The 25290-nt window shown below is 41.5% G+C and carries 20 protein-coding genes; 10 read left to right on the top strand and 10 right to left on the bottom strand.

Annotation, left to right across the window (positions count from 1 at the left end):
- The 4 genes from C8P65_RS04555 to C8P65_RS04540 form a co-directional block, all read left to right on the top strand.
- Positions 1-747 (top strand): T9SS type B sorting domain-containing protein (locus C8P65_RS04555; protein ID WP_170069077.1); only part of this gene is annotated, 747 nt, incomplete at its 5' end.
- A 213-nt stretch (positions 748-960) separates the two neighbouring features.
- Positions 961-2709: a DEAD/DEAH box helicase gene (locus C8P65_RS04550; RefSeq protein ID WP_107781695.1), complete on the top strand. Its 1749-nt coding sequence runs from the start codon at positions 961-963 to the stop codon at positions 2707-2709.
- Positions 2710-2731: 22 nt separating this feature from the next.
- Complete coding sequence (locus tag C8P65_RS04545) at positions 2732-3292, top strand: phosphatase PAP2 family protein (RefSeq protein WP_107781693.1); 561 nt, start codon at positions 2732-2734, stop codon at positions 3290-3292.
- Positions 3289-4560 (top strand): DUF2851 family protein, encoded by a 1272-nt coding sequence (locus C8P65_RS04540; protein ID WP_107781691.1) that lies wholly within the window; start codon positions 3289-3291, stop codon positions 4558-4560. The genes C8P65_RS04545 and C8P65_RS04540 overlap by 4 nt, the downstream gene beginning before the upstream one ends.
- Here the strand turns inward: C8P65_RS04540 and C8P65_RS04535 are convergent.
- Genes C8P65_RS04535 through C8P65_RS04520 form a run of 4 tightly spaced genes read right to left on the bottom strand, consistent with a single transcriptional unit; the run spans position 4557 to position 9105 of the window.
- On the bottom strand, positions 4557-4961 hold the full coding sequence (locus C8P65_RS04535) for a pyruvate carboxyltransferase (protein ID WP_425430559.1): 405 nt from the start codon (positions 4959-4961) through the stop codon (positions 4557-4559). The genes C8P65_RS04540 and C8P65_RS04535 overlap by 4 nt on opposite strands.
- Positions 4958-5590, bottom strand: a complete 633-nt coding sequence (locus C8P65_RS04530) for an HAD family hydrolase (RefSeq protein ID WP_107781687.1) — start codon at positions 5588-5590, stop codon at positions 4958-4960. The genes C8P65_RS04535 and C8P65_RS04530 overlap by 4 nt, the downstream gene beginning before the upstream one ends.
- Entirely contained in the window at positions 5590-6645 is a 1056-nt protein-coding gene (locus C8P65_RS04525) for a Wzz/FepE/Etk N-terminal domain-containing protein (protein WP_107781685.1), read from the bottom strand. The genes C8P65_RS04530 and C8P65_RS04525 overlap by 1 nt, the downstream gene beginning before the upstream one ends.
- A gap of 3 nt (positions 6646-6648) precedes the next feature.
- Entirely contained in the window at positions 6649-9105 is a 2457-nt protein-coding gene (locus tag C8P65_RS04520; RefSeq protein WP_107781683.1) for an SLBB domain-containing protein, read from the bottom strand.
- Positions 9106-9210: 105 nt separating this feature from the next.
- Between C8P65_RS04520 and C8P65_RS04515 the strand changes: the two genes are divergently transcribed.
- Complete coding sequence (locus tag C8P65_RS04515) at positions 9211-10143, top strand: peptidylprolyl isomerase (protein ID WP_009389270.1); 933 nt, start codon at positions 9211-9213, stop codon at positions 10141-10143.
- Between the two features lie 79 nt (positions 10144-10222).
- On the opposite strand, the gene nhaD is transcribed toward C8P65_RS04515, so the two are convergent.
- The 4 genes from nhaD to C8P65_RS04495 all read right to left on the bottom strand — a co-directional run bounded on the left by nhaD (position 10223) and on the right by C8P65_RS04495 (position 16386).
- Positions 10223-11551 (bottom strand): sodium:proton antiporter NhaD, encoded by a 1329-nt coding sequence (gene nhaD / locus C8P65_RS04510; protein ID WP_107781681.1) that lies wholly within the window; start codon positions 11549-11551, stop codon positions 10223-10225.
- Between the two features lie 160 nt (positions 11552-11711).
- Positions 11712-14624, bottom strand: a complete 2913-nt coding sequence (locus C8P65_RS04505) for a serine hydrolase domain-containing protein (RefSeq protein WP_107781679.1) — start codon at positions 14622-14624, stop codon at positions 11712-11714.
- A 13-nt stretch (positions 14625-14637) separates the two neighbouring features.
- Positions 14638-14823, bottom strand: a complete 186-nt coding sequence (locus C8P65_RS04500; protein WP_107781677.1) for a hypothetical protein — start codon at positions 14821-14823, stop codon at positions 14638-14640.
- 165 nt (positions 14824-14988) lie between these two features.
- Positions 14989-16386 carry a sigma-54-dependent transcriptional regulator gene (locus C8P65_RS04495; protein WP_107781676.1) on the bottom strand — a complete coding sequence of 466 codons (1398 nt, stop codon included), beginning with the start codon at positions 16384-16386 and terminating at the stop codon, positions 14989-14991.
- Between the two features lie 907 nt (positions 16387-17293).
- Between C8P65_RS04495 and C8P65_RS04490 the strand changes: the two genes are divergently transcribed.
- The 4 genes from C8P65_RS04490 to C8P65_RS04475 all read left to right on the top strand — a co-directional run bounded on the left by C8P65_RS04490 (position 17294) and on the right by C8P65_RS04475 (position 21463).
- Positions 17294-18526, top strand: coding sequence for a 3-phosphoshikimate 1-carboxyvinyltransferase (locus tag C8P65_RS04490; RefSeq protein ID WP_107781674.1), 1233 nt, complete (start codon positions 17294-17296; stop codon positions 18524-18526).
- 166 nt (positions 18527-18692) lie between these two features.
- Positions 18693-18983: an HU family DNA-binding protein gene (locus tag C8P65_RS04485; RefSeq protein WP_009389277.1), complete on the top strand. Its 291-nt coding sequence runs from the start codon at positions 18693-18695 to the stop codon at positions 18981-18983.
- A 193-nt stretch (positions 18984-19176) separates the two neighbouring features.
- Entirely contained in the window at positions 19177-20721 is a 1545-nt protein-coding gene (locus C8P65_RS04480) for an Rne/Rng family ribonuclease (protein WP_095914320.1), read from the top strand.
- Positions 20722-20797: 76 nt separating this feature from the next.
- On the top strand, positions 20798-21463 hold the full coding sequence (locus tag C8P65_RS04475; RefSeq protein ID WP_107781672.1) for a uroporphyrinogen-III synthase: 666 nt from the start codon (positions 20798-20800) through the stop codon (positions 21461-21463).
- On the opposite strand, the gene recJ is transcribed toward C8P65_RS04475, so the two are convergent.
- The gene (gene recJ / locus C8P65_RS04470) at positions 21453-23150 is read right to left on the bottom strand and encodes a single-stranded-DNA-specific exonuclease RecJ (RefSeq protein ID WP_107781670.1); all 1698 of its coding nucleotides are present in this window, start codon (positions 23148-23150) and stop codon (positions 21453-21455) included. The two genes, C8P65_RS04475 and recJ, sit on opposite strands and share 11 nt — an antisense overlap.
- 79 nt (positions 23151-23229) lie before the next feature.
- Complete coding sequence (locus tag C8P65_RS04465; RefSeq protein ID WP_009389281.1) at positions 23230-24093, bottom strand: sigma-70 family RNA polymerase sigma factor; 864 nt, start codon at positions 24091-24093, stop codon at positions 23230-23232.
- A gap of 102 nt (positions 24094-24195) precedes the next feature.
- Here C8P65_RS04465 and C8P65_RS04460 point away from each other — a divergent pair, with 102 nt between their 5' ends.
- Positions 24196-25191, top strand: a complete 996-nt coding sequence (locus C8P65_RS04460; RefSeq protein WP_107781669.1) for a glycosyltransferase family 2 protein — start codon at positions 24196-24198, stop codon at positions 25189-25191.
- Positions 25192-25290 lie beyond the last annotated feature (99 nt).

Raw genomic sequence — 25290 nt, 5'->3', positions numbered from 1 at the left:
GTAACGAACCCAACGCCACAAACACCAGGAGCCCCAGTGCCAACGCTTAATCCATCGACAGGTATAGTAACAGTACCACCGACAACGCCAAGTGGTGTGTATACTATCAGCTATACAGTATGTACAACCGCTACTCCTACTAACTGCACTACAGGAGTAACTACAGTAGTAGTAGGTAATGTAACTCCGACAGTAGTACCATCAGCTACTAATGTAACAGCTCATACAAGAGTAAATACTCCTGTAAATATAGGGGTAACTAGCAGTACTACTGTAACGGTAAGTATCCCATCACAACCAGCTAACGGAACAGCTGTAGACAATGGAGATGGTACTATAACCTATACGCCAAACAATGGCTTTAAGGGAATTGATAGCTTTGAGTATAGATTGTGTAATGCTTCAGGTTGTCATACGGCTACTATAAGTGTACGAGTAACTAATGAGTTAGTTATCTACACAGGGGTATCAGTAGGCGGTGATAAGAATAACCACTTCCATATTGAAGGTATAGAGAACTATCCTAACAATATAGTAAGGATTTACAACCGTTGGGGAGTGAAAGTCTTTGAAGTAAGTGGTTATAACAATACAACCAAAGTGTTCAAAGGAGTATCGGATGCTCGTGCTACCTTAGAAGCCTCAGATAACTTACCACAAGGAACTTATTATTACATCATCGAATACCACGATGAAGCTAATAAAAAGCAAACAGAAGTGGGCTGGTTGTACTTGAAGAGAAATTAGCAAATTTGTTAATTAGTGATTAGCTAATTAGCGAATTAATAAATGAATAAAAGACTTTGCAAAGGTCGTAGTCTGTCGTGCTACGACCTTTGCAAAGTCTTTTTTATTTAGAAAATTCTCATTAACAATTTGCTAATTAGAAATAATGTTGTACTTTTGTGCCTTAAAAACCATTAGACAATCAGCAAGTTGTCTAATTGACACATCATATTAATGAATTTATTTGAACAATTAGGTCTTGATGAACCTATCCTCAGAGCCATAACAGATATGGGCTTTGAAACTCCTTCAGAAATCCAACAAAAAGCAATTCCTACCCTCTTAGAAGATGATACCGATATGGTAGCTTTAGCCCAAACAGGTACTGGTAAAACAGCTGCCTTCGGCTTCCCTCTTCTTCAGCTTATCGATACTGATAGCAAGCTTACACAAGGGCTTATTCTTTCGCCTACACGCGAACTTTGTTTGCAAATCGCTTCAGAATTGAAAAATTACGCTAAATATTTGCCTAAGGTGAATGTGGTAGCGGTATATGGTGGTGCGAGTATAGAAGAACAAGCACGCAACCTTAAAAAAGGGGCGCAAATAATAGTTGCTACCCCAGGACGTATGCAGGATATGATACGCCGCAACTTCGTAGATATTAGCCATATCAACCACTGTGTGTTAGACGAGGCTGATGAGATGCTCAATATGGGCTTTTATGAGGATATAACCGCTATTTTGTCGCATACCCCTAAAGAGAAAAGTACGTGGCTTTTTTCGGCTACGATGCCTAATGAGGTTGCGCGGATAGCTCGTCAGTTTATGCGCAAGCCAATCGAGATAACTGTCGGTACGCGCAATCAGGCGAGTAGCACTGTGCAGCACGAGTATTACGTAGTAAATGGTCGCCATAGATATCAGGCACTCAAGCGATTAGCAGATGCCAATCCTGATATTTTCTCGGTAGTTTTCTGTCGAACTAAGAAAGACACGCAAGCTGTAGCTGAAAAGTTGATAGAAGACGGCTATAATGCGGCAGCCTTACACGGCGATTTGAGTCAGAATCAGCGCGATTTGGTGATGAAATCCTTCAGGGCACGCCAAATACAGATGTTAGTAGCTACTGATGTGGCAGCTCGCGGTATAGATGTAGATGACATTACCCACGTGATACACTACCAGCTTCCTGACGAGATAGAGACTTATAACCACCGCAGTGGGCGTACGGGTAGAGCAGGCAAGTCGGGTATTTCGATGGTTATTGTACCTAAAAGCGAGCTTAGAAAGATAAAGGAGATAGAGAAGATTATCAAACAACCTTTTGAACAGAAAGATTTGCCTACGGGTATCGAAATATGCGAAATACAACTATATCATTTGGCTAATAGTCTGAAAAATGTAGAGGTTAATCCGGCTATAAATGATTATTTGCCTGCCATTTACAAAGAATTGCAACACGTAGACCGCGAAGAGCTTATCAAAAAGATCTTTGCAGTAGAGTTTACCCGCTTCTTTAATTATTATAAAAATGCCGAAGTCTTGCCAGTAGAAGATACAAAAGAGAGTAAGAAAGGAGGCAATAGCGGTGAGGTGCGTTACTTTATCAATATAGGTGAGCGAGACGGTTATGATTGGAAGACACTTAAGGACTTTTTGAAAGCTACGCTCAACTTAGGAAGAGATGATGTCTTCAAAGTAGATGTAAAAAATAGCTTTTCTTTCTTTAACACCGAAGCTGACCAAGTGGACTTGGTGATGAGTACTTTTGCTGATTTTAAAATGGACGGCAGGTTTATCAACGTAGAAATTTCTGACAAAGGGGCAGGACGTTCGCGGGGTGATAAAAAAGGCGGCGAAGGCAGAAAAAGAGGAGAAGATAAGAAGAAAGGTGAAAAGAAAGGCGAGAAGAAAAGTCGTAAGCAGAAGACTGTAGAGGCTTTTGAACAGGCTTTCAAGAAAAAGAAAAAACGAAAATAAACCTTACTAACCAACTATTGCGATGTTAGATTATATCATTGAAAAAGACAAAGAATGGCTTTGCTATCTGAACCAGATGGGCAGTACAGAAGCCGATGCGGTGTGGTTGGTGATTACCAACGAACTTGCCTCTATTCCGCTCTATGCTTTTCTGTTGTATTTGTGCTGTAAGTATTTTCATTGGAAGAAGGTACTGCTGATATTGGTGTGTATTGCCTTAGTAGTGGCTACTACCGACCAATTAGCCAATATATTTAAGCACAGCTTTCAGCGATTGCGCCCCTGCCACGATGAGACCCTTATAGACCGTATACGAATGGTAATTTGCGGAGGTAAGTATGGTTTTTTCTCGGCGCACGCTAGCAATACAATGGCTGTAGCGGTCTTTTTCAGTAAGCTGCTGAAAGAACGCCTAAGGTATATCACTCCTTTTTTGCTATGCTGGTCGTTAGTAGTTAGCTATAGCCGTATTTACTTAGGGGTGCACTTCCCTGGAGATGTGTTGGTAGGCCTGGCTATAGGTGCTTTGTTGAGTTTGTTATACTACCGACTTTTTCTTTGGCTTGAAAAGAAAATGCTATGAAAGAAGATTTCTTGCATTATCTTTGGAAATACAAAAAGGTGCCTCTCAGCTGCCAGCTTAGTACAGGAGAAATGCTTGAAATACTGTCGTTTGGGCAATATAATACCCTTTCAGGAGCAGACTTTTTCAATGCAAAGTTGCTGATAGACGGGCAACAATGGGCGGGTAATGTAGAGATGCATCTGAAGTCCTCGCATTGGTACGCGCACGGACATCAGCAAGATCCTGCCTATCGCAATGTAATACTACACGTGGTTTGGGAGCACGATATAGAGGTGTTTGACGCTAATAATCAGCCTATACCTACTTTAGAACTCAAGAATGTGATAGCACCAGAGCTGCTCAGTCGTTATCAAACATCATTAGGGGTACCTTATGAGTTCATTCCGTGTGAAAAGGACTATAAATCGACCCCAGAGATGACATTATTGTCTTGGAATGAACGGCTTTTTGTAGAAAGATTGGAAGAAAAGTCAGCTTTTATAGCAGAAGTATGGCAAGAAGCCCAATGGGATTGGGAGAAAGTGTTATTTCTTCTTCTGTTGAAGTATTTTGGAGGGGTTGTAAATGGAGAGGCTTTTTTAGAGATAGGTAGGCAGTTAGATTTTTCAATTATACGCAAGGAATGTAGTCACCCTTTGCATTTAGAAGCATTGTTTTTAGGGCGGGCTAATCTACTACCAGAAGAAGGGGAACATACTTATATAAAGGATTTGCAGCAGCATTACGCTTATTTGAAGCAGAAATACAATCTTCAAGATATCACTGCAATAATTAACTTCAAAGGCTTGCGCCCTCAGAGTTTCCCCACTATACGGCTATCGCAGTTGGCACAAGTGTATGAGCAGCGCGAAAGTCTCTTTTCTAAAATCTTAGAGATAACAGATTGGCATAGTCTTTTAGCCTTGTTTAAGGTAGGAGTATCGGATTTTTGGGAGACGCATTACACTTTTCATAAGGTATCGCCTAAGGTGAAGAAGCCTATAAGTGCTACTTTGCTACAATTGCTGCTGATAAATGTAGTGATACCTATTCAGTATTTCTATTATAAGACCTTGGGTAAAGACATAACAGAAACATTGATAAAAACTATTAAGGGACTACCTGCAGAGAGCAACGGAGTGGTAGATGCCTTTCAGCACTTAGGCGCCAAGGTAGAGACGGCTTTTGATTCGCAGGTATTGTTGCAGCAACACAAGCAATATTGCAAAGGCAAGCGTTGCTTAGATTGTGCAATAGGGGTAGCTTTGCTACGGAAGAAATCTTAGCGAGATAGTGCTAAGGCTACGTTGTAAGCACTCTCAAAAGCTAAAAGATTAACCCCTGTGAAGAGGTGCTTGGCTTGGCAATAGGTAAGGAGTTTTTCGGTAGGTAAGTAGCCGCCTATACCCCTAATAGCACTATAGAACTGTCGTTTTCCAGCCTCGTAGTCTGTTTGTAGAGAAGAGTGCCAATCCTTTTCGGTGTATAGTTTTTTAATAGCTATCTCATCGTCCTCCTTCAGTCTGATTATTTTAGTTTGAGTATTGCTGAAGTCTAATTGATTACTTATTTGTTGGATGTCTTCTTGTACGGCAATGGCATAAAAGCCAACAGCCAACAAAGATTGTAGGTAATCTTTATTGGCTGTAAAAGCGCATTCTATAATTTGTATTTCTTGAGTCATTATCGGGTTAAAAGTTCATTCATCGAGTGGATTATACGGTCAGCTTCTTGTAAGTTTTGACCTCCAGAGAGAGGATTTTGGAAGCCTATGCAATGCATACCAGCACTTTTAGCAGCCTTTACACCATTGGTGCTATCTTCTATTACTGTAAATTGCGTAGGGGGTAGGGCATACCATTCAGCTACTTTTAGAAATATCTCGGGATTAGGTTTGCTGTACTTCACATCATCACCACTCATAATCACTTCAAAATAGTGTTTAATACCTACCTGCTCAGTGAAAATCTCTATAAGTTTTCTACCAGAAGAAGAAGCTAATGACAGGTGTTTCCCCTCTGACTTAAACTGAGCTAATACATCTTTGACGTGAGGTACTGGAGCTACGTGTAACTCAGGTAGCTTCTGAAAGAAATAATCTTTATGAAACTGTACTAATTCTTCGATGGTTTCGACTCTCTGAGCATCGTGTTTTATCTTTTGCCACATAGGAAAAGCCGACATACCTGTGAGGGTCTGTATATAAGCTCTATCCAAAGGGATATTTTTAAGCTGAAATACTTCATAAATCACCTGTTGGTGCATAGGCTCACTATCTAAGAGCACCCCGTCCATATCAAAGATAATGTGTGTCATTAAGCTGCTTCTTTTAGTTGTTTTCTAAAATCTTTTAAGAAGACATTACCAATACCTATTACCAAACCTACGAATGTCCAGATAGCTATAATCATCATACGTTTAGGCTTAGATCGCTCATTTGGAACACTTACTGGCTCAATGATAGTGAAAATAGGCTGATCTTCTTTTAGCTTGATACGTTTAGCTTCTAATTGTTTAGCTAACTCGGTATATACATTAGCCGCGAGATTATATTCAGCTTGTAATTGTTGCAAACGGGTTTGGGGTAAGTTGCTAAATAGGTCGCGGTTGCGATCTTGAAACTGAGCTACTGCATACTGTTTAGCTTTGAAGTCTTGTTCGGCTTCAGTACAGCGTTTTTGTACAAAGTCATATTCTTCTTTAGCTTTTTGTAGCTTAAATTCAGTAACAGTCTCTTGTAGTAGTTTTTGGGCACTTTGCAGCATTTGGGCAGCAGGTACCGCTTCAGGCATAATATACGAAAGAGTAATATACCCTTCTTTTTCATTAAGGTTTAACTTGATATTATTGTCAATACTATTTAGTATGCCTCTCTCTTCATCACTAATAGAAGTCACAGTTAGACTATCGCTCATTTGGGGTTCTGCTGGTGGTGTACTACTTTTGAATATGCCCATCATACGACCTAAAAGACTAGGTTTTGTATACTTCTTCATATATTCCTCATAAGTAATATTTTTGGGAAGGTCTTTAAAGGTAAGAGGGGTCTGTATTAATTTCTTCTTAAAAGGAATGCTCTCAATGATTTTAGTATAGGTAGTTAGCGGTAGAGCATCGCTACTTCCTCCTCCTAAGCTGATACCTGCCATAGCAGCCAACCCGCTAAGTCCTCCACCAGCTTTATTGTCAGAGGTTTGGGGTATCATAATAGTAGAAGCAGTATATTCTTTAGAAGCAAACATAGCTGCTAATACTCCTATGACTAGAAATATCAGTGTAAATAAAGCTATTGATTTTCGCGACTTCCATACTTTGTGTATGAGGGCTATTAAATCAATTTCGTCTTCTTTTATGGTAGTATTGTTTTCCATATATTATTTTGTAATTACATTATAAATTAGAACTCCCATAGTGGTAATTGCCGAGATGATACCTATGGTTTCTCCGGTGCTCATTTCTTTCTTTTCTGGTTTTGACGGCACGATGATAATAGCTCCAGGAGCTAATTCAGGGTAGTTTTTAAAGAAAAGAGAGGTGCGTGTAGACTTGATACTTCCATTAGCATATAGTACGTATATTGAGCGCTTTTTAGCTCTATTAGAAAATCCTCCTGCTTGGTCTATGTACTGGCGCAGTGACTGTCCTTTCTGGAAGCGTACCATTGACGGAGCTAATACTTCACCCCGTATTTCTACCGTTTGTTTCTCTGAAGGTATAAGCAACATATCGCCTTCGTTGAGTAATAGATCGTATTTGCTGTGTTTGTGTTTTAGTATTTTGCTTACGTCTATACCTATACGGTATTCATTTGTCTTCTTAGCTACTTTTTTAAGTGACTTAGAACTCTCAGTACTCGTACTTTCTTGAGAGATGAGCTCATCTAAGAAATCTTCTTGTTGAATTTCTCCTTCTTCTGTCTTTTTACGCACAAGGGTAGCCCCTTCTTTATAGGCAAAAGGTGTAAATCCTCCTACACGCTCTAATAAATCCGAAATGTGTTCATTTTTAGACTGAATGCTGTATACACCTGGGTATAGTACTTCACCCATTACTGATACCGTTTGTAAGGGCGTAAAACCTTTGATATATCGTACAGATACTACATCGTTAGGTTGCAGTACCATTGCTTCTCCTTCAGATTTTAGTTCATTGTTAGACGAAACTTTAAACGCTTGACTTAGTTTTTCAAAGTTACCATCATTTGTTTCTCTAAAAACTTCTATTACTGAAGGGTCAGCCCCATTAGAAAGACCTCCAGCTAGCGAAATCGCGTCTTCTACTGTCATATTTTCCATATAAGACAGCTCTCGAGGTTTGTTTACAGCCCCTTCTACTTTTACAAATCGTTTAAATTGCAACGAATCTTTGTAGAATATATACAGGCTATCGTTGTCTTTCAGCGTAATATTATGTTTGTTTTCAATCAAATCTTTTACTGAGAAGCTTAGTGTTTGATAATCTACGCGGTTCTCTGTGCGAAAGATAAGTCCTCTATTTAATGAAGCATCTTTTTTTACCCCATTAGCACGATTTAGCAGGTCAAGGGCAGTCATACCTTCTTTGTATTCGTACACACCAGGCTGATATACAGCTCCTCCTATACTTAGACGGTTTTGGTATTCATTTGTAATAGCGTGTACTTTTAACCGGTCGCCGTTTTGCATTTTCAGCTTCGATATTTCGCTAAAATTTATCTCTTTCACCTCACGTTTAGCCTCTTTGATGCGTTCAAGCACTAAGGTATTAGTAAAAGCATCAGAGGTAAAACCTCCAAAGAAACTCACTAAATTAGCCAAAGTCTCAGAGTTTAACATTTCGTAAAAACCTTTACGTTTCACTTGTCCTTCTACCCATACGCGGTTTTTGTAGGGGGGTACAATAATTACGTCTTGGTCTTGCAAGCCTAAATTGCCTTTTTCAGAGCCATTGATAAGAAAATCATAAATATCAAAGTTAGCTATTTTCTTACCTCCACGCACTAAACTAATTTCCCTAAATGACCCACTTTCTGAAGGGCCTCCACAAGCGTAGAGAGCGTTAAGTACAGTAGAGAGCGAACTGAGCGAGTAGGTACCTGGTACCATTACTTCTCCTATAATATTCACTTTCACAGTGCGTACTTGAGTGATAGTTACTCCTGTGTATATTTTAGCATAACTACCATCAGGGGCAGAAATACCCGAATAGATACGCTTTAAGAAAGAATTTATTTTAGCTTTCACTTCCGAAAAAGAGAGACCTGCTACGTGTATGCGTCCTACTCCGTTTAAGAATATATTACCTTCAGCATCTACTTTTTGTTTGAAATTCCCTTCAGTAGCGCCCCATACTTCTACTAATAGTTCGTCACCAGGGCCTACTTGATAATTTTCAGGGGTAGCCATATTCAGGTTAGGAGTAAATGAAATCTTCGGATTTTTGAAGAAATCCATCCCGAATATCTCATTCTTTTTCTCAGGTTGAGGAGCTTTGTCTTTAGGTTCATTCCCGCTGTAGCCGAAGATATCCTCTTCATCTGCAGGTTTGCGCATTTTGTCTGTGTTGCTAGTTCCCTTAGTGGTGCTTTTGGTAGCACTACCTAACTGCATAAGGCGTTGTCTTAGCTTCATAGCTTGAGCTTCTTGCATACCACGTGCACGTGCCATAGCCACAAATTGGTCAATGCTATACCCTTGTGCTTGTGCGCGAGCCCAAGCAGTTTGTAGCTGGGTATCAGTCAGGTTGTCTACATTCACCGATGTAACATCTACATTGTTAGTATTGCCTACTTGTGCGTTAAGGCTTGCTACCCCGATGAACAAACATACTAAAAAGATTCTGAGTCTCAACATTTCTTATAAATAGTTTTAGGGTGCAAAGATACAAAACAATTGATAATTAGCAATTAATAAATTAATAATTATTATCTTTGCACTTTAATTTTAACTCAAAACAAAATGCAAAACGGAATTTATGCTAAAATAACAACTCCTAAAGGGGTTATTTTACTACGCCTTACGTATGATAAAACACCTGCTACGGTGGGCAACTTCGTAGCCTTGGCTGAAGGTAAGATGAAAAACAGCCAAAAACCACTCGGAGTACCTTATTATGACGGACTTACCTTTCACCGTGTCATTCCTAACTTTATGATTCAAGGGGGTTGCCCTCTTGGCACAGGCACAGGCGAACCTGGCTATCGCTTCGATGATGAGTTTCACCCTGAACTTAAGCACAATAAACCAGGGGTAATTTCAATGGCGAATGCAGGGCCTGGTACCAATGGCAGTCAGTTTTTTATCACTCACGTACCTACGCCTTGGCTCGACGGCAAGCATACAGTTTTTGGTGAAGTGATAGAAGGACAATCAGTAGTCGATGCCGTAGCACAGGGCGATACTATCGAAAAAATAGAAATCATCAGAGTAGGCGAGGAGGCACAACAGTGGGATGCCGTTCGTGCTTTCCAATCGTTAGAAGAAACAAAAGCAGCGCGCCTTGCAGAGCAAAAACGCCAAAACGAAGAGGCTTTCGCTAAAGAAACAGCAGGATTCGATAAGACCGAAAGCGGTTTGTACTATCAAATCACACAACACGGCAACGGCAAAAAAGCGCAAGCCGGACAAAAGGTAGCAGTGCACTATACCGGTATGCTACTCGATAAAACGGTCTTCGATAGCTCTTACCGTCGCCAACAGCCACTTAGTTTTACAGTGGGCGTGGGACAAGTAATTGAGGGCTGGGACGAAGGTATCCTTCTCCTTCACGAGGGCGACAAAGCGCGCTTAGTTATTCCTTCAGAGCTTGCTTACGGGGCTTCTGGTGCTGGCGGAGTTATTCCTCCTCACGCTCCTCTTATCTTCGATGTCGAATTAGTAAAAGTAAACTAATACTAACAATAACAAATAAAAAGTCGGTTAAGCTCATAACTTAACCGACTTTTTTTATTTGTCTCTTGTCTCTCGTCTTTTATCCAAACACGTGCATTGCTTCAAAGGCTACTAAGGTTAGGTAACCTAATACAAAGCCTAATAATGCCATCCAAAGGATATTTTTAGCGTACCAGAAGAAACTGATTTTTTCCATACCCATTGCTACTACACCTGCTGCCGAACCGATAATCAGCAAGCTACCTCCTGTTCCAGCTGAGTAAGCAATAAAGTGCCAAATACCGTTGTCCAATCCTTCTTGGAACATACCCATACTTGCCGCCACCAATGGTACGTTGTCAATCACTGCCGAAGCAAATCCTAACAGAAGTACTACTATGTTTTTGCTTGGGATAGCACTATTAAGGTTTTGTGCAAAGTTAAATAGCGTACCGATAGTTTGTAGTGAGGCAACAGCCAATAGTATTCCTAAGAAGAATAAGATACTCGAAAACTCTATACGGCTAAGGGCGCGGTGTATGCCAAATTTCTCTTCATCTTCTTCATTCAGTTCTCTAGGTTTAAGTTTTTCACCTACAAACCACATAGTAGCCAAAGCGAAAAGCATACCCATATAAGGAGGAAGGTGAGTAATCGATTTGAAGATAGGCACAAAGATAATAGCGATAATACCTATCACTAAAACAGGAGTACTGCTTTTATAGGTTATACCTTCTTGGTCGTTGCCAGCATTTAATTGACCTCTAAATACAGGCAAGAAAGAAGCGATAAGTAGCGGTACCACTAAGCATATAGTTGAAGGGATAAGTACATATTCTACTAATTTAGCGGCACTTACTTTGTTTTTCACCCATAGCATAGTCGTAGTTACGTCTCCAATAGGCGACCACGCACCTCCCGCATTAGCCGCAATTACGATAAGCGATGCATACCAAATGCGCTCTTTTTGGTCAGGGATAAGTTTGCGTACGATAGTTATAAGGATAATAGTAGTAGTAAGGTTATCAATGATAGCTGATAAGAAGAATGCGATAACACCGATAATCCACAGCAGTTTTACCTTGCTTTTAGTGCGGATAATACGTTTGATAATTTCAAAACCGCGGTGCATATCAATCACCTCTACGATGGTCATCGCGCCAATTAAGAAGAAAAGGATTTCGGCTGTTTCAGCCAAGTTGTGTTGTAGAGCAGCATCTATAGCAGTGGCGTTACCTTCGGGTGTACTACTTACAGGGAAGAGCTCGCCATTCATAATATGCATTACATCAATGTTTGATACTTTTAGTATCGTCCAGCATATCACGGCCATAGCCAAAGCCGAAATTGTTTTGTCTACTCTAATCTGATGTTCAGTAGTAATACAAAAATAACCAATAAAAAAGATGGCAATAATCCAAGATTCCATATATACTAATTTTTTTATTAAAATTTAACGCCGCAAATATACAAAATCTTTTTATTACTTTCCAAATATTTTTTGATTTATATTAGTTAGTCGTTAGTTATTAGTCTTTAGTCGCTTTCTAACGACTAGCGACTAACCACTAACGACTAGCGACTAGCAACTAAAGCCCAGCTTTATACACCACTTCTTGTACTCGCTGTCTTATCAATTTGTTTATCAGCAATTTGTTTTCAGCCGAAGGGTAAGTCCGGTTAGAGAGGAAGACCACTACTATTTCGTTTATAGGGTCTGCCCAAGCAAAGGTACCCGTAAAACCTGTATGTCCAAAGCTTTCCATTGGCACACAGCCGCAGGTAGGCCCAGCCTTGCCTAATTGAGGTTTGTCAAAACCTAAGCCGCGTCTGTTCCCTTCCGTGCAATAGTTACAAGTGTTAAATAGCTGTATAGCTTGCGGTTGCAAATACCACGTGCCGCCATAATACCCTTTTTGTAGGTACATTTGCATCATCTTAGCCACATCGTCAGCAGTGCCAAAGAGTCCCGCGTGTCCACCTACACCGCCGAGCAAGGCAGCTCCTTGGTCGTGCACATAGCCGCGTAACTCCTGCCCTCTAAAAGTCTTTTCATCTTCAGCAGGAGCTATATTTGTTATCGGGAAGCGCTCCAAAGGTAGGTAAGTCAGCTGATAAGCCCCCAATTCTCGGTAAAAATGCTTTTGTATCGCCTCTTGCAGGGGCTTTTTAGTTTTCTTCTCTATAAAAAGTTTAAAATAGTAGTATGGCAGGTCGCTGTACAGATATTTCTTATCTTTTATCAGATTGCTGTCGTCTATACGCTTGTAAATACTATCCGTAAACCCTTCTCTTAAATACAAATCCTTCGCTACTTGGGTAGGGAAGGAATCGCTGGCGGTAGTACTATAAAATTCTGGCAATGGCTTTTTGTTCTTGTCGAGGGTTTGGTTGAAAAACGGTATCCACGACTGAAACTGTGCGTAATGCGAGAGCACCTCCTTCATTGTCATTCCTCCCTTGTTAGTATCTTTTAGCCTCGGCAGCAAATCCTCAAAAGTGTCATTAGGCTTAAAATTCCCTTTGGTGTACAGCCGCATCAGTTCGGGCAGGGTAGCCAGTATTTTCGTCAGCGAAGCAAGGTCGTATATCGTATGGTCATTTACTTTATGTGCAGGGTTGTAGTCTAAGGTACCGAAGTTTTTCCGATAGACTACCTTCCCTTTTTTGGCTACCAATATCTGCATACCGGGGGTCATCTTTTGGTCAATGGCCTCTTGGGCTATGCTGTCTATGGTCTTGAGCTTGTCCGAACTAAGTCCCACACTCTCAGGCAGTCCGTAGGCTAAACGCCCTATTTTAGGGGTTTCTACCGAGGTGCCTACCGGCAGGTCAGGGTGGGCAGACACAGGTAGCACGCCTTTCCCTTCTATCGCCCCAAAGAGCAACTGAGCCGCTTTTTCTTGGGCTACTTTATGGTTCTGATACGCAAATACAATACCCTCCAATGGGTGTATGTGCTTTACGTTTAGCATAGCGTAAGGACGCGTAAATACAGTCAGTATAGTCTTCTTTTTCTTAGCGATATGCTCTAACCATTTCAGTTCATTTTCACTGAAGTTATAAGCGTCCCACGGAGTTTTGTCTGGTTTGTGCAACCCAATGATTATAGTGGTGTAGGGTTCTATAGCCTCGTATAGTTGCGCTTCATTTTTAGGTTCTATAAGGGCTACATCAGCGTATTTCTTTAGGGTGCTGTAGAAGGTCCAACCGCTGTCATTGCCAAATTTCACATAAGCTATTTTCTGTTTGTCTAACTGCTTTAGCGGTATAATCTGACTCTTGTTTTGGGCTACTGTTAGCGCATTTTCAAAGATAGCTTCAGTCAGTAGGTCATCTTCAGTCGTGTGTAGCTCTTTGCTCACAGTTGCCTCATCTATAGGGGTGAAGGTGGTTAGCCCTACTTTGTATTTAGCCATTAGTATTTTCTTTACCGAGTGGGCTAAACGCTCCTCGCTGATGCGCTTGCTTTGGTACGCTTTTTTCATCGCCTCAAAGCCTTTAGGCAGATTGCTCGGCATCAGTAATATATCGTTTCCAGCCAAAAAAGCCTCTACTTCTACCTCGCCTATAGGCAGGTATTCCGATACGCCTTTCATTCCAAGTGCATCGGTAAAGATAAGCCCCTCATACCCCATTTTTTTCTTGAGCAAATCGGTGATAATCGTTTTAGAGAGCGATGAGGGCAACCCATTTTTAGGTTCTAAGGCAGGCACGTTTAGGTGACCTACCATTACGCTCGCCACGCTTTTAGAAAGGGCTCTAAAAGGATAGAGTTCTACTTCTTCTAAACGCTTAGCGGTAAAGTTGATAGTAGGCAGCGTTTTGTGCGAGTCTTTGGCAGTATCGCCGTGTCCAGGGAAGTGCTTAGCACTGCCTAACACGCCTACCGACTGCATACCTCGGGTAAAAGCAAGTCCTTTTTGGGCTACATTCTCTTTGTCTTCCCCAAACGAACGATTACCTATAATGGGGTTCGCCGGATTAGTATTGATGTCAATATCAGGGGCAAAGTTAAACTGCATACCTATTTGTTTGCAGTGCTGCCCGATGCGCTTGCCCGCGCGTTCTATTAGGCTATTGTCTTTTACTGCCCCCATTGTCATATTCCAAGGGTAGGCAAAAGTAGAGTCTAGGCGCATAGCCAGACCCCATTCGGCATCCATAGCCATAAAAAGAGGAATTTTAGAGAGAGGTTGATACTCATTAGTGAGTTTCACCTGTCTTTTGGGACCTCCTTTCGAGAAAATGATACCACCTATATAATATTTTTTAATCCAATCTTTTACTTCTTCAGCTCTTTTAGTACCGATATGGCTCGAAAACAGCGATACCATAAACAACTGACCTATTTTTTCATCTAAAGTCATTTGTTTATAAGTGTTTTCCACCCATTGTTCTTGTTCTTTAGCTTTGTTAGTTATCACCAGCGGACTTTGTGCCCTTCCGATAATCGTGGTTAATACCCAACAAACCGCTATAAGTAAGTGTTGTTTTTTCATTTTTGATATTCTTCTAATTCTTTACTAAGATTCTTTTGTATTCTTTAAATTCCATTTGCATAATTTCCTCCTTTAGCTTTTTAGACCTTTCAGCTATTTGTTCCATAAAAGCTAATAGTTTTTCACTGGGGTTTTTTATCATTACTTGTGTCGCGTTCTCCGATTGGCGTAGCACCACTACTTCTTGTTTCTTCTCCATACGCTTTTTGTTTTACAAGCCTTTAATTAATAGAGAGTTAGGAGTCCAGCCCCTAACTCTCATAGAAAATATATTAACAATTAAAAACTTTTCTTAATCATCTAATCGACAAATTGTCTAATTGTCAAATTGACAAATTATCTAATTGTCAAATCAGCAAATCGCCTAAAACTCCTCTATGTTATACGCTTTTAGCTTGTTATAAAGGGTTTTACGGGTGAAGCCCAGCAGTTTAGCCGCTTCAGTCTTATTATTATTCGTTTCGTGTAGCGCTCCGATAATCAGTTCGCGCTCATTCTCTTTGGTCGAAAATGAAAAACGTTCAGTAGGGAAGTGGCGAGTCTCACTCATCACAAAGTCAGGCAACTCATTTTCGCTGATATAATCAGTAGTGGTGAGCAGTGTAGCGCGTTTCACTACGTTCGATAACTCGCGTAGGTTACCGCCCCAGTTGTAGTTGAGCATCTTCTGAACAGCTCTTTCGGTAAAGCCTTGCACGTTTTTGTGCAGCTTTTCGTTCGCTTTTTCCAAAAAATACGAAGCAAATATCATCAAGTCGTCTTTGCGCTCGCTTAGCGATGGCACTTTTATAGCAAACTCATTCAAGCGGTGGTATAAATCCTCGCGAAAATCACCTTTGTTCACCGCCTCCAATAAGTCCTCATTAGTAGCCGCCAATACTCTGATGTCTACTTCTATTTCTTTTGAACTACCAATAGGCTTAATACGGCGCTCTTGTAGGGCACGCAACAGCTGTATTTGGTTTTCATAGCTAAGGTTACCCACTTCATCAAGGAAGATTGTACCGCCATTAGCCTCTTCAAAGTGTCCTTTTTTATCGGTGATAGCCCCTGTAAACGAACCCTTTACGTGTCCGAAAAACTCACTCGAGGCTATTTCTTTAGGTATGGCTCCGCAGTCTACCGCTATAAAAGGCTTGTTGCGGCGCTCGCTTTTCAGGTGTATCAGCTTTGCTACCACCTCTTTACCAGTACCGCTTTCGCCCATAATGAGCACCGACATATCGGTCGGAGCCACCAAGTTGATAAACTTGCTCAGCTTTTTAGACGCAGGACTTACCCCCTCTATATACGGATTTTCTTCCGTCACCTTAGGGGCTTTCACCATTTTCGCCGGACTGCTATGGTCAGTTTTGCTCAAAGGAGCAGCAGTCTCTACAGTTTCAGGCTTAGGGGTAGAAAATACCGTATTTTGGGCATTTTTTATCACATTAAGCACATCTTCCTGCTGAAAGGGTTTAGAGATATAGTCAAAAGCACCGAGTTTCATCGCTTCTACAGCAGTCGAAACCTCGGCGTAGCTGGTCATAACCACCACGGGCAAGTTAGGGAAAATATCTTTCACCTGCTTTAGAAAGTTGATACCATCACCATCGGGCAGCCTTAGGTCGGTAAATATCATTTTAATAGCAGGGGTCAAGTTTTTCTCGGCCTCTTCTAAACTATAGCACCCAATCACATCATATCCGTTGCGTTCCAAAAAGCGACTAAGCATTTTTGAAAACACTACATCATCTTCTACTAAAAGAATGGGGTTTTTCATAACGTTTTCTAAAATCTATATAATTAATATTTGCTTTTGTTACAATAATTCAGAATTCAAAATTCAGAATTCAAAAAGTGTGCAAAGGTACAATTTTATTTTGAAATAATTACACTCTTTACCAAAAAAAAAGTTTCCTTATCACAAGGAAACTTTTTTCAATGCATATAATATAAATACTACTACTAACTCCCAATTTTGTTAGCTCAATGAATGATAGCTGTTTAGCAATTAAATTTTAGCAATGTTTCTCAATGAAAAGTTGTTTCCCAACAACAAAATGAATTTAATTTTTTTCAACAACTTCGTTTTAATGATTCTTATCTAACAATGTTTCTTTTAGCAATTTTTTCTCAGTAATTTAATTTCTTAACCAATTTTTTGTATATGCTGAAAGAGCCACCATTCACATTATAAGTATGCACTAATAAATTATAAATGTTTAATCTTCTAACTTACGCTATATACATTGAAAAAACTGTGCCAAACTTATCATTACCTGTTAATAAATACTTTAATGTCTTTATAGTCAAACAGATAATTCGTTAATAACTTGTCGATAGCTTGTTAATAACTATGTTAATAAATGTGTAAAGTGCGTGTAATTACACGTTACAGGTTACACTACATTTCTCATATTCCTAATTTTTTGCTTTTTCTTGAATGTTTAGAAAATTATTCTCTCTACGCTTACCCTATACAATCGATATAGGAAGGATACAGGAAGAGCGAACAGTTAGCGAACGATTAGCGAAGTATAAACATCTAATGAACCTTCCAAACACAGAAAAACATCAAAATTCAAAAATATTTTGTATCTTTGCCAAAAATAAGTAGAGATTATGCCATACACTAACGGCTAACGACTAGCGACTAATTACTAACCACTAATCACTAACGACTAAAAATGGACATTTCCCTTTCAAAATCTTCACTGCGTTCAGGGCAGTCACTACAGCTGTCAGGTTCTAAATCCGAAAGCAATAGAGCGTTACTCTTGCAGGCGTTGTACCCCGAACTCTCTATTAGCAACCTCTCTACAGCCGATGACACCCGCTTACTCCTAAAAGCATTGTACTCTTGCACACCGCTGATAGATGTGCATCACGCCGGTACGGCTATGCGTTTCCTTACAGCCTATTTTGCAGCGCAGTTAGGGGCTGATGTCCTGCTGATGGGCTCAGAGCGTATGCACCAGCGACCTATAGCCCTATTAGTCGATGCCCTGCGCTCGCTTGGGGCAGATATCACCTATACAGAAAAAGAAGGCTTTCCACCCCTGCGTATCAAAGGGAAAGAACTAAAAGGCAGCCGTGTTAGCTTGCAGGGCAATGTCAGCAGCCAGTACAGCTCTGCCTTGCTCCTCATTGCGCCTACGCTCCCCAACGGACTTCATTTAGAGCTTACCGGTAGTATCACCTCTTTACCCTACCTACAGATGACCCTCGACCTGTTGTCCTATTGCATTGGTGAAGAGCACGTGCAGTTCAGCGGCAACGAGATACGAATCACCCCTGCCGATAGCCTACAGAACTACCATTGGCAGGTAGAGTCAGATTGGTCTTCCGCTTCCTATTGGTATAGTTTTGTAGCCCTTTCGCCTATAGGTACAACCCTCTCACTCCGCGACTTTAAGCAACCGAGTTTGCAAGGCGACAGCGCACTACAGCAGCTGTATCGCGCGCTGGGGGTTACCACTACCCTCAGTGATACGACCCTCACACTTACTAAGGTGTCAGCTCCTCAAACAGACTGCTTTACGGCCGACCTCAATGCCACCCCCGACATAGCACAAACCCTTGCAGTTACCTGCTTAGGCTTGGGGATAGGTTGTGTGTTGTCAGGCTTACATACCCTAAGTATAAAAGAAACCGACCGCCTCACAGCCTTACAAACCGAGCTGAGCAAGTTCGGCGCGGAGGTAACCATCACTACCGACAGCCTGCAATTCCCCCCTTGCCGTAGTTTGAATAGCGGAGTGCAAGTAGCTACTTATAATGACCATCGTATGGCGATGGCGTTTGCCCCGCTGATGCTCCTCACCCCACTCGTAATACTCGATAAAGAGGTGGTAACTAAGTCATATCCAACTTTTTGGCAAGATGTAGCCCAGCTAACAGTAGAAGATGAAGAAAAGTGACAAAAGTTATAAAAAGCTGATAATCAGTATTTTGTTATCTTTTTGAAAGAAAGGTGATAAATAAAAGCTAAAAAAAATCTGCTAACATAGTGTTTATTAAATATTTAATTTGTATCTTTGCGCCCACAAATACGAAGATAAATATTCATATATAAAAATAACAAAGATGACAAAAGCAGAAATTGTATCAAAGATTTCCGACAAATCAGGTCTTGACAAAAACGAAGTTCAGTTAATCGTTGAAAACTTTATGGATGAAGTGATTAACTCTTTAAAAGATGGACAAAACGTGTATTTGAGAGGTTTCGGCAGTTTTATAATCAAAACAAGAGCCGAAAAAACAGGGCGTAATATTTCTAAAAATACTACCTTAAAAATACCTGCTCACAACATTCCTGCCTTTAAGCCAGCTAAGGTATTTGTAGACACTGTGAAAGACAATGTAAAAGTAAATTAATATTAATCATATAAAAATAATAAAGTTATGCCAAGCGGAAAAAAAAGAAAAAGACATAAAGTGGCTAACCACAAACGCAAAAAAAGAGCGAGAGCTAATCGCCACAAAAAGAAAAAGTAGTTTTTAACTACTTTTTCTTGCTTAAAAACAACCCTAAATTGTTCATTGAATTATTAACTAAAAATCCAACAAAGTGGAAAAAGAATTAATTATCCGTTCTGGCTCCTCTTACGTAGATTTTGCTTTGCTCAGAGACGGTAGGCTGATAGAGCTTCACAAAGAAGAAGATACTAACGGTCTGGGTGTGGGCGACATAATGTTAGCCAAAGTGCGCAAGCCTATACAAGGGCTCAATGCGGCTTTCGTTAATGTAGGACACGAAAAAGATGCCTTCCTACATTACCACGACTTAGGACCTCAGTTAGCTTCTTTGCTTAAGTTTATCAAGTGGGTTATCTCAGGGAAATTAAAAGATTTCTCCCTAAAAGACTTCCCTCTTGAACCAGATATCGATAAGAATGGCTCGGTAGCCGATACTCTCAAACCTAATCAGCCTATATTGGTGCAGATAGTCAAAGAGCCTATCTCTACCAAAGGCCCTCGTATCAGTTCCGAACTCTCTATAGCGGGTAGGTATTTAGTACTCGTACCTTTTTCTGACCGTATTTCTATCTCGCAGAAGATAGAGAGCAAATCCGAGAAAGAACGTTTGCGAAAACTCTTGCAAAGCATTAAGCCTAAAGGCTTTGGCGTAATAGTGCGCACGGTAGCCGAAGGGAAAAAAGTAGCCGAATTAGACAAGGATTTACAGTCTCTCTTCAATCGCTGGGTTTTGATGTGCAGAAAAATTCAAAAAGCGGTTTATCCCTCTAAGGTGATGAGCGAAGTGAACAGAACAGGTGCCATACTCCGCGACTTGTTCAACGATACTTTTACAGGTATACACGTAGATAACGAACAGTTGTACGAGCAGATAAAGAAGTATGTGCAAGAGATAGCACCTGAAAAAGAAAGCATCGTAAAATTATACCGCTCATCGGTACCTATTTTTGAGAAATTTCATATTGAACGTCAGATAAAGACGGCTTTCGGTCGTACCGTATCAATGCCTAAGGGGGCTTACTTAGTCATAGAGCACACCGAAGCCTTACACGTAATTGACGTAAATAGTGGAAATCACTCTAACAAAAATAACGACCAAGAAACTACAGCCTTATCAGTAAACCTGATTGCTGCTACCGAGATAGCACGCCAACTGCGCCTCCGCGATATGGGGGGTATCATAGTAGTTGATTTTATTGATATGGCAAATAGCGATAACCGCCGTATATTGTTTGACCATCTTCGCGATGAAATGGCTGAAGACCGCGCCAAACACAAAATACTGCCCCCAAGTAAGTTTGGGCTTATACAAATCACTCGGCAACGCGTACGCCAAGAGCTGAACATCAAAACTAAAGAAGAGAACCCAAGCAAAGAGGGCGAAATTGAAGCCCCTATTGTTCTTATTGATAAAATCAACATAGAACTTGAAAGCATTATTAAGGAGGATGCTTACAAAGGGCGTATTGTGCTTAATGCACACCCTTTCATAGCAGCTTATTTGACCAAAGGATTCCTAAACTCTATTCGTTTTAAATGGTTTCTGAAATACAAGCGGTGGATAAAGATACTGCCCCGCGACGCCTATTCTTACTTAGAATATCGTTTCAAAACTAATGAAGGAACCCCTCTTTAAAAATTTAATCGGTGTGCTACTACCCTCATAGTTGCACACCGATTTCTTTTTTTTATATCTTTTATATCTTTTATATATGAAAGTCTTATCTACCAAATGCCTTACCTCTGCACAGCAACAGCGCCTACAAGCATTGGGCTTTACGCTGGTGCAGCATAATTTTATCGCTACGCCTCCGCTACCTTTTGCGCTTTCGTTGCCTTATGAATGGCTTATTTTCACTAGTCAGAATGGGGTACAGAGTGTATTAGCACATCCGCAGTGGCAAGAGCTGCTCTCTACGCCTGTGCTTTGTGTGGGCGTCAAAACACAGCAACTGCTACAATCAAAGGGGTTTAAGGTATGTTATGCCACCGACTATGCTACCGATTTGGTAGCCTATATGCGCAATGACTTATCGCGCTATCAAGAGGGGCGTATTGCTTTTTTTGTAGGTACGCATCGCCTTAACACCCTCCCTGATTTCTTTGCCTCTGAAAAGCTACAAGTTGCAGAGATTACCGTCTATGATACGGTCTTTACCCCTATAACCCTTGCAGCACCAGTAGATGCGATTCTGTTTTTCAGTCCTTCAGGGGTGCAGAGCTACCTATCCACTCATACAGCAGCCGCAGAGCAGGTGTATTGCATAGGCACTACTACGGCGCAGGCAGCTACTCCGCATTGGGCATCAGTAATAGTCGCTACAGAGCCTACTGTAGACGGAGTGCTACAGGCAGTAGTAGCATCACTTATCCCTTAATGTCGTGTATGCGCAACTGAGGGCGTATAATACCATTCCATATGTTTTCTTCTATAGAGTAGATAATGCTGAAAGGTCGCCCCGATTCTACTATGGGCAATCGGTCAGCTAAATCAAAGGCTACTGCCCCGAAGTAGTGAGGGCTGCCAACCTCGCGTAGGTTGAGCTTTAGGTGCTTTTCATCTTTCCCAATAGCTTTAGCAAAGCCTGTATCGATTACATTCTCTGCATAGAAAAGAGGAGGTAAATTGTTAGGTCCAAAAGGCTCAAAGCGTTTGAGCACCCCTATTAGCTTTTCGGTTATTTTGCTCAGTGGTAGTTGGGTATCAAAGCAGATTTTAGGGTCGTGAGGCAAATTAGCTAGCTTTTGCGCTACTACTTGCTCAAAAGCCTCTTTGAAGTCTGAGTATTGCTCAGGTAAGAGCGTGAGCCCTGCGGCATAGGTGTGTCCGCCAAACTGCTCTAGGTACTCGCTGCATTGCTCTAAAGCGTCGTAGATGTCAAACCCTGTAATAGAGCGCGCCGATGCGGCATACTTATCGCCACTTTGGGTAAAGACTAAAGTAGGGCGGTAATAGGTTTCTATCAGGCGCGAGGCTACAATACCAATGACTCCCTTATGCCAATGGGGGTTGAATACTACAGTACTATAGCGGTTTTGCTCTCCGTTTTCTTCTATTTGAGCCAAAGCCTCTTGGGTAATACTGCTGTCTAATTCTTTTCGTTCGCTATTTAGCAATTCAATCTCGTAGGCTTTTTCTTTCGCCTTGCGGCTGTCGGTTTCGGTCAGTAAGGCTACTGCGTATTTGCCGTGCTCTATCCGCCCTGCCGCATTGATGCGGGGAGCTGCCTTAAACACTACATCACCAATACCTACCCTTTTTTGATTTTCACCTAAAAGAGCACTAACCCCCGCTGAAGGTTGCTGGTTTATCACCTCTAAGCCGAAGTAGGTAAGGGTGCGATTTTCGCCATTCATCGCTACAATGTCGGCAGCAGTGGCAATAGCTACCAAGTCTAACAAAGGGCGTATTTCTTCAAAAGGACGTGATAGATGCTGTTGGTAGGCTTGTACTAACTTAAAGCCTATACCACAGCCGCAGAGCTCTTTGTAAGGATAGGGGCAATCAGCTTGTTGGGGATTGAGTATAGCCACGGCGTCAGGTACTTGCGCATCGGGGCGGTGGTGGTCGCCGATAATAAAGTCGATGCTTTTATCGGTGGCGTATTGCACCTTGTCGATAGCTTTAATGCCACAGTCGAGGGCAATAATAAGGCTACAGCGCTTGCTGGCAGCGTAGTCTATCCCCTGAAACGAAATGCCATAGCCTTCGGTATAGCGGTCGGGTATGTAGGTGTAAAGCAGAGAAGTGTGGCCTCTGAGGTAGCGGTACAACAGCGATACGGCTGAGGTGCCATCTACATCATAATCGCCGTAAATAAGTATTTTTTCTTGAGTATTGATAGCTTTGCTCAGACGCGCGACTGCCTTGTGCATATCTTTCATCAGAAAAGGGTCGTGCAGAGAGGCTAAACTGGGGCTGAAGAAGTGCATTGCCTCATCATAAGTAGTGATACCGCGCTGGGCTAATAGGGTAGCGGTGGTTTGACTCAAATGGAGTTCTCGTCTGAGTTTTTCAATAATAGCTTCTGAAGGTAGTAGTTTTGGTTCCCAAATGTAATTCATTTTTTAATTTGCCGATTTGTCAATTTGCCAATTTGCCGATTTGTCAAATGTTTCATTGTCAAATCGGCAAATTGTCTTATTATCCTAAGTATGTTTTTAGTATTTTGCTTCGCGAGGTGTGTTTGAGGCGTCGGATAGCTTTTTCTTTTATCTGGCGTACACGTTCGCGGGTAAGGTCGAAGGTTTCGCCTATTTCCTCAAGGGTCATTGCGTGCTGGTCGCCTAAGCCAAAGTACAGTCTAATCACGTCGGCTTCGCGAGGGGTGAGGGTCTCGAGGGCACGCTCAATCTCGGTGCGCAATGAGGCAAGGATAAGCTCTTTGTCGGGGTTGGGCGACTCGTTGCTTCGGATTACGTCGTAAAGGTTAGAGTCTTCGCCTTCTACCAAAGGAGCGTCCATAGATATATGGCGACCTGAGTTCTTCATCGATTCCTTCACATCATTAACTGACATATCAAGCTCGCGGGCAATCTCTTCAGCCGATGGTACACGCTCATTGGCTTGCTCTAAATAGGCGTACATCTTGTTAATCTTATTGATAGAGCCAATTTTGTTTAGAGGCAAGCGCACTATACGCGACTGTTCGGCTAAGGCTTGCAATATAGACTGGCGAATCCACCATACGGCATATGATATAAACTTAAAGCCTCGTGTTTCGTCAAAACGTTGGGCAGCCTTTATAAGCCCTAAATTGCCCTCGTTGATGAGGTCGGGTAGGGTAAGCCCTTGGTTTTGATACTGTTTGGCAACTGATACAACGAAGCGCAGGTTGGCTTTGGTCAGTTTTTCTAAGGCAGCTACATCGCCCTCTTTGATACGTTGTGCCAATTCTACCTCTTCATCAGCGGTGATTAAATCAACGCGCCCTATCTCTTGTAGGTACTTATCAAGAGAGGCCGTTTCGCGGTTCGTAACCTGTTTGGTAATTTTTAGTTGTCTCATTCAGAAAATATCCTTAATTTTGTCTTTTCTTGTTCAGTCTATTATACGTACAAGAAAATCAAGATGTTACAAAAGCACTAAACTTTAACAATACTTTAACAGATGCAATACAGTTTTATCATTCCTGTATATAACCGTCCTGACGAGTTAGACGAACTGCTGAGGAGCCTTGCAGGGCAGACTTATACTGCTGATTTTGAGGTAGTAGTGATAGAAGATGGTTCGACCATTTCATCAGAATCAATTTGTCAGCAATACCAATCTTCACTTTCAATCACTTATTTGGCTAAACCTAATACAGGTCCCGGTGACTCGCGCAATTATGGTATGCGCCACGCCAAGTACGATTATTTTCTCATTTTAGACTCAGATTGCCTTTTGCCACCTCATTATTTGGAGGCGGTAGACGACTATTTGCAGGCGCATTATGTAGATTGTTTTGGAGGGGCTGATACGGCTGACGAGCATTTCACTAAGGTACAAAAGGCTATCAATTATACAATGACTTCGTTTTTCACTACGGGGGGCATACGCGGTAGTGCGCGTGGGGTACAGCGTTTTGAGCCACGCAGCTTCAATATGGGGCTTTCGAGGGCGGCTTTTGAGGCTACTGGCGGTTTTGGTAAGATTCACCCAGGTGAAGACCCCGACTTGGTGATTAGATTATGGGGTAAGGGCTTTGAGACGGCGTTTATACCCGAGGCATTTGTCTTTCACAAGCGGCGCATCTCTTGGCAAAAATTTCAGAAGCAAGTCAGTAAGTTTGGGCAAACGCGTGCCATTCTGAATCATTGGCATCCGCACACGCGTAAAATTACTTTTTGGCTCCCTACCTGCTTTGCTTTAGGGCTTTGTGGGGCTATATTATTGGCTTTGTGCGGCTCTATAGGGGCGCTTTTGGTGTATCTGTGTTATTTTGTGCTTATAGCGTGGGATAGCGCTCGCGAAAATGGCAGTATTCAGATAGGATTGATGTCCGTTTGGGCAGTATTAGTGCAGTTTTTTAGCTATGGGTTTAGTTTTCTGTGGGCTACTCTGAAGATTTTCTTAATTAAGAAGCCTATGGAGGTGTTGTTTCCGAAGTTGTTTTTTGTTTAAGGAGTAGTTGGTGTTTGTTCGCTCAACCTTCGCTTATCCTTCGCTCATCGTTCGCTTGGGTAAGAGTGCTAAAAAACTTGTTTCAAAAATAAAAAATAG

The organism is Capnocytophaga leadbetteri (assembly GCF_003054025.1).
GTDB classification, from domain to species: Bacteria; Bacteroidota; Bacteroidia; order Flavobacteriales; family Flavobacteriaceae; genus Capnocytophaga; species Capnocytophaga leadbetteri.
The sequence above is the reverse complement of the archived record's forward strand: the minus strand, read 5'-3'. Positions and strand labels throughout refer to the sequence as shown.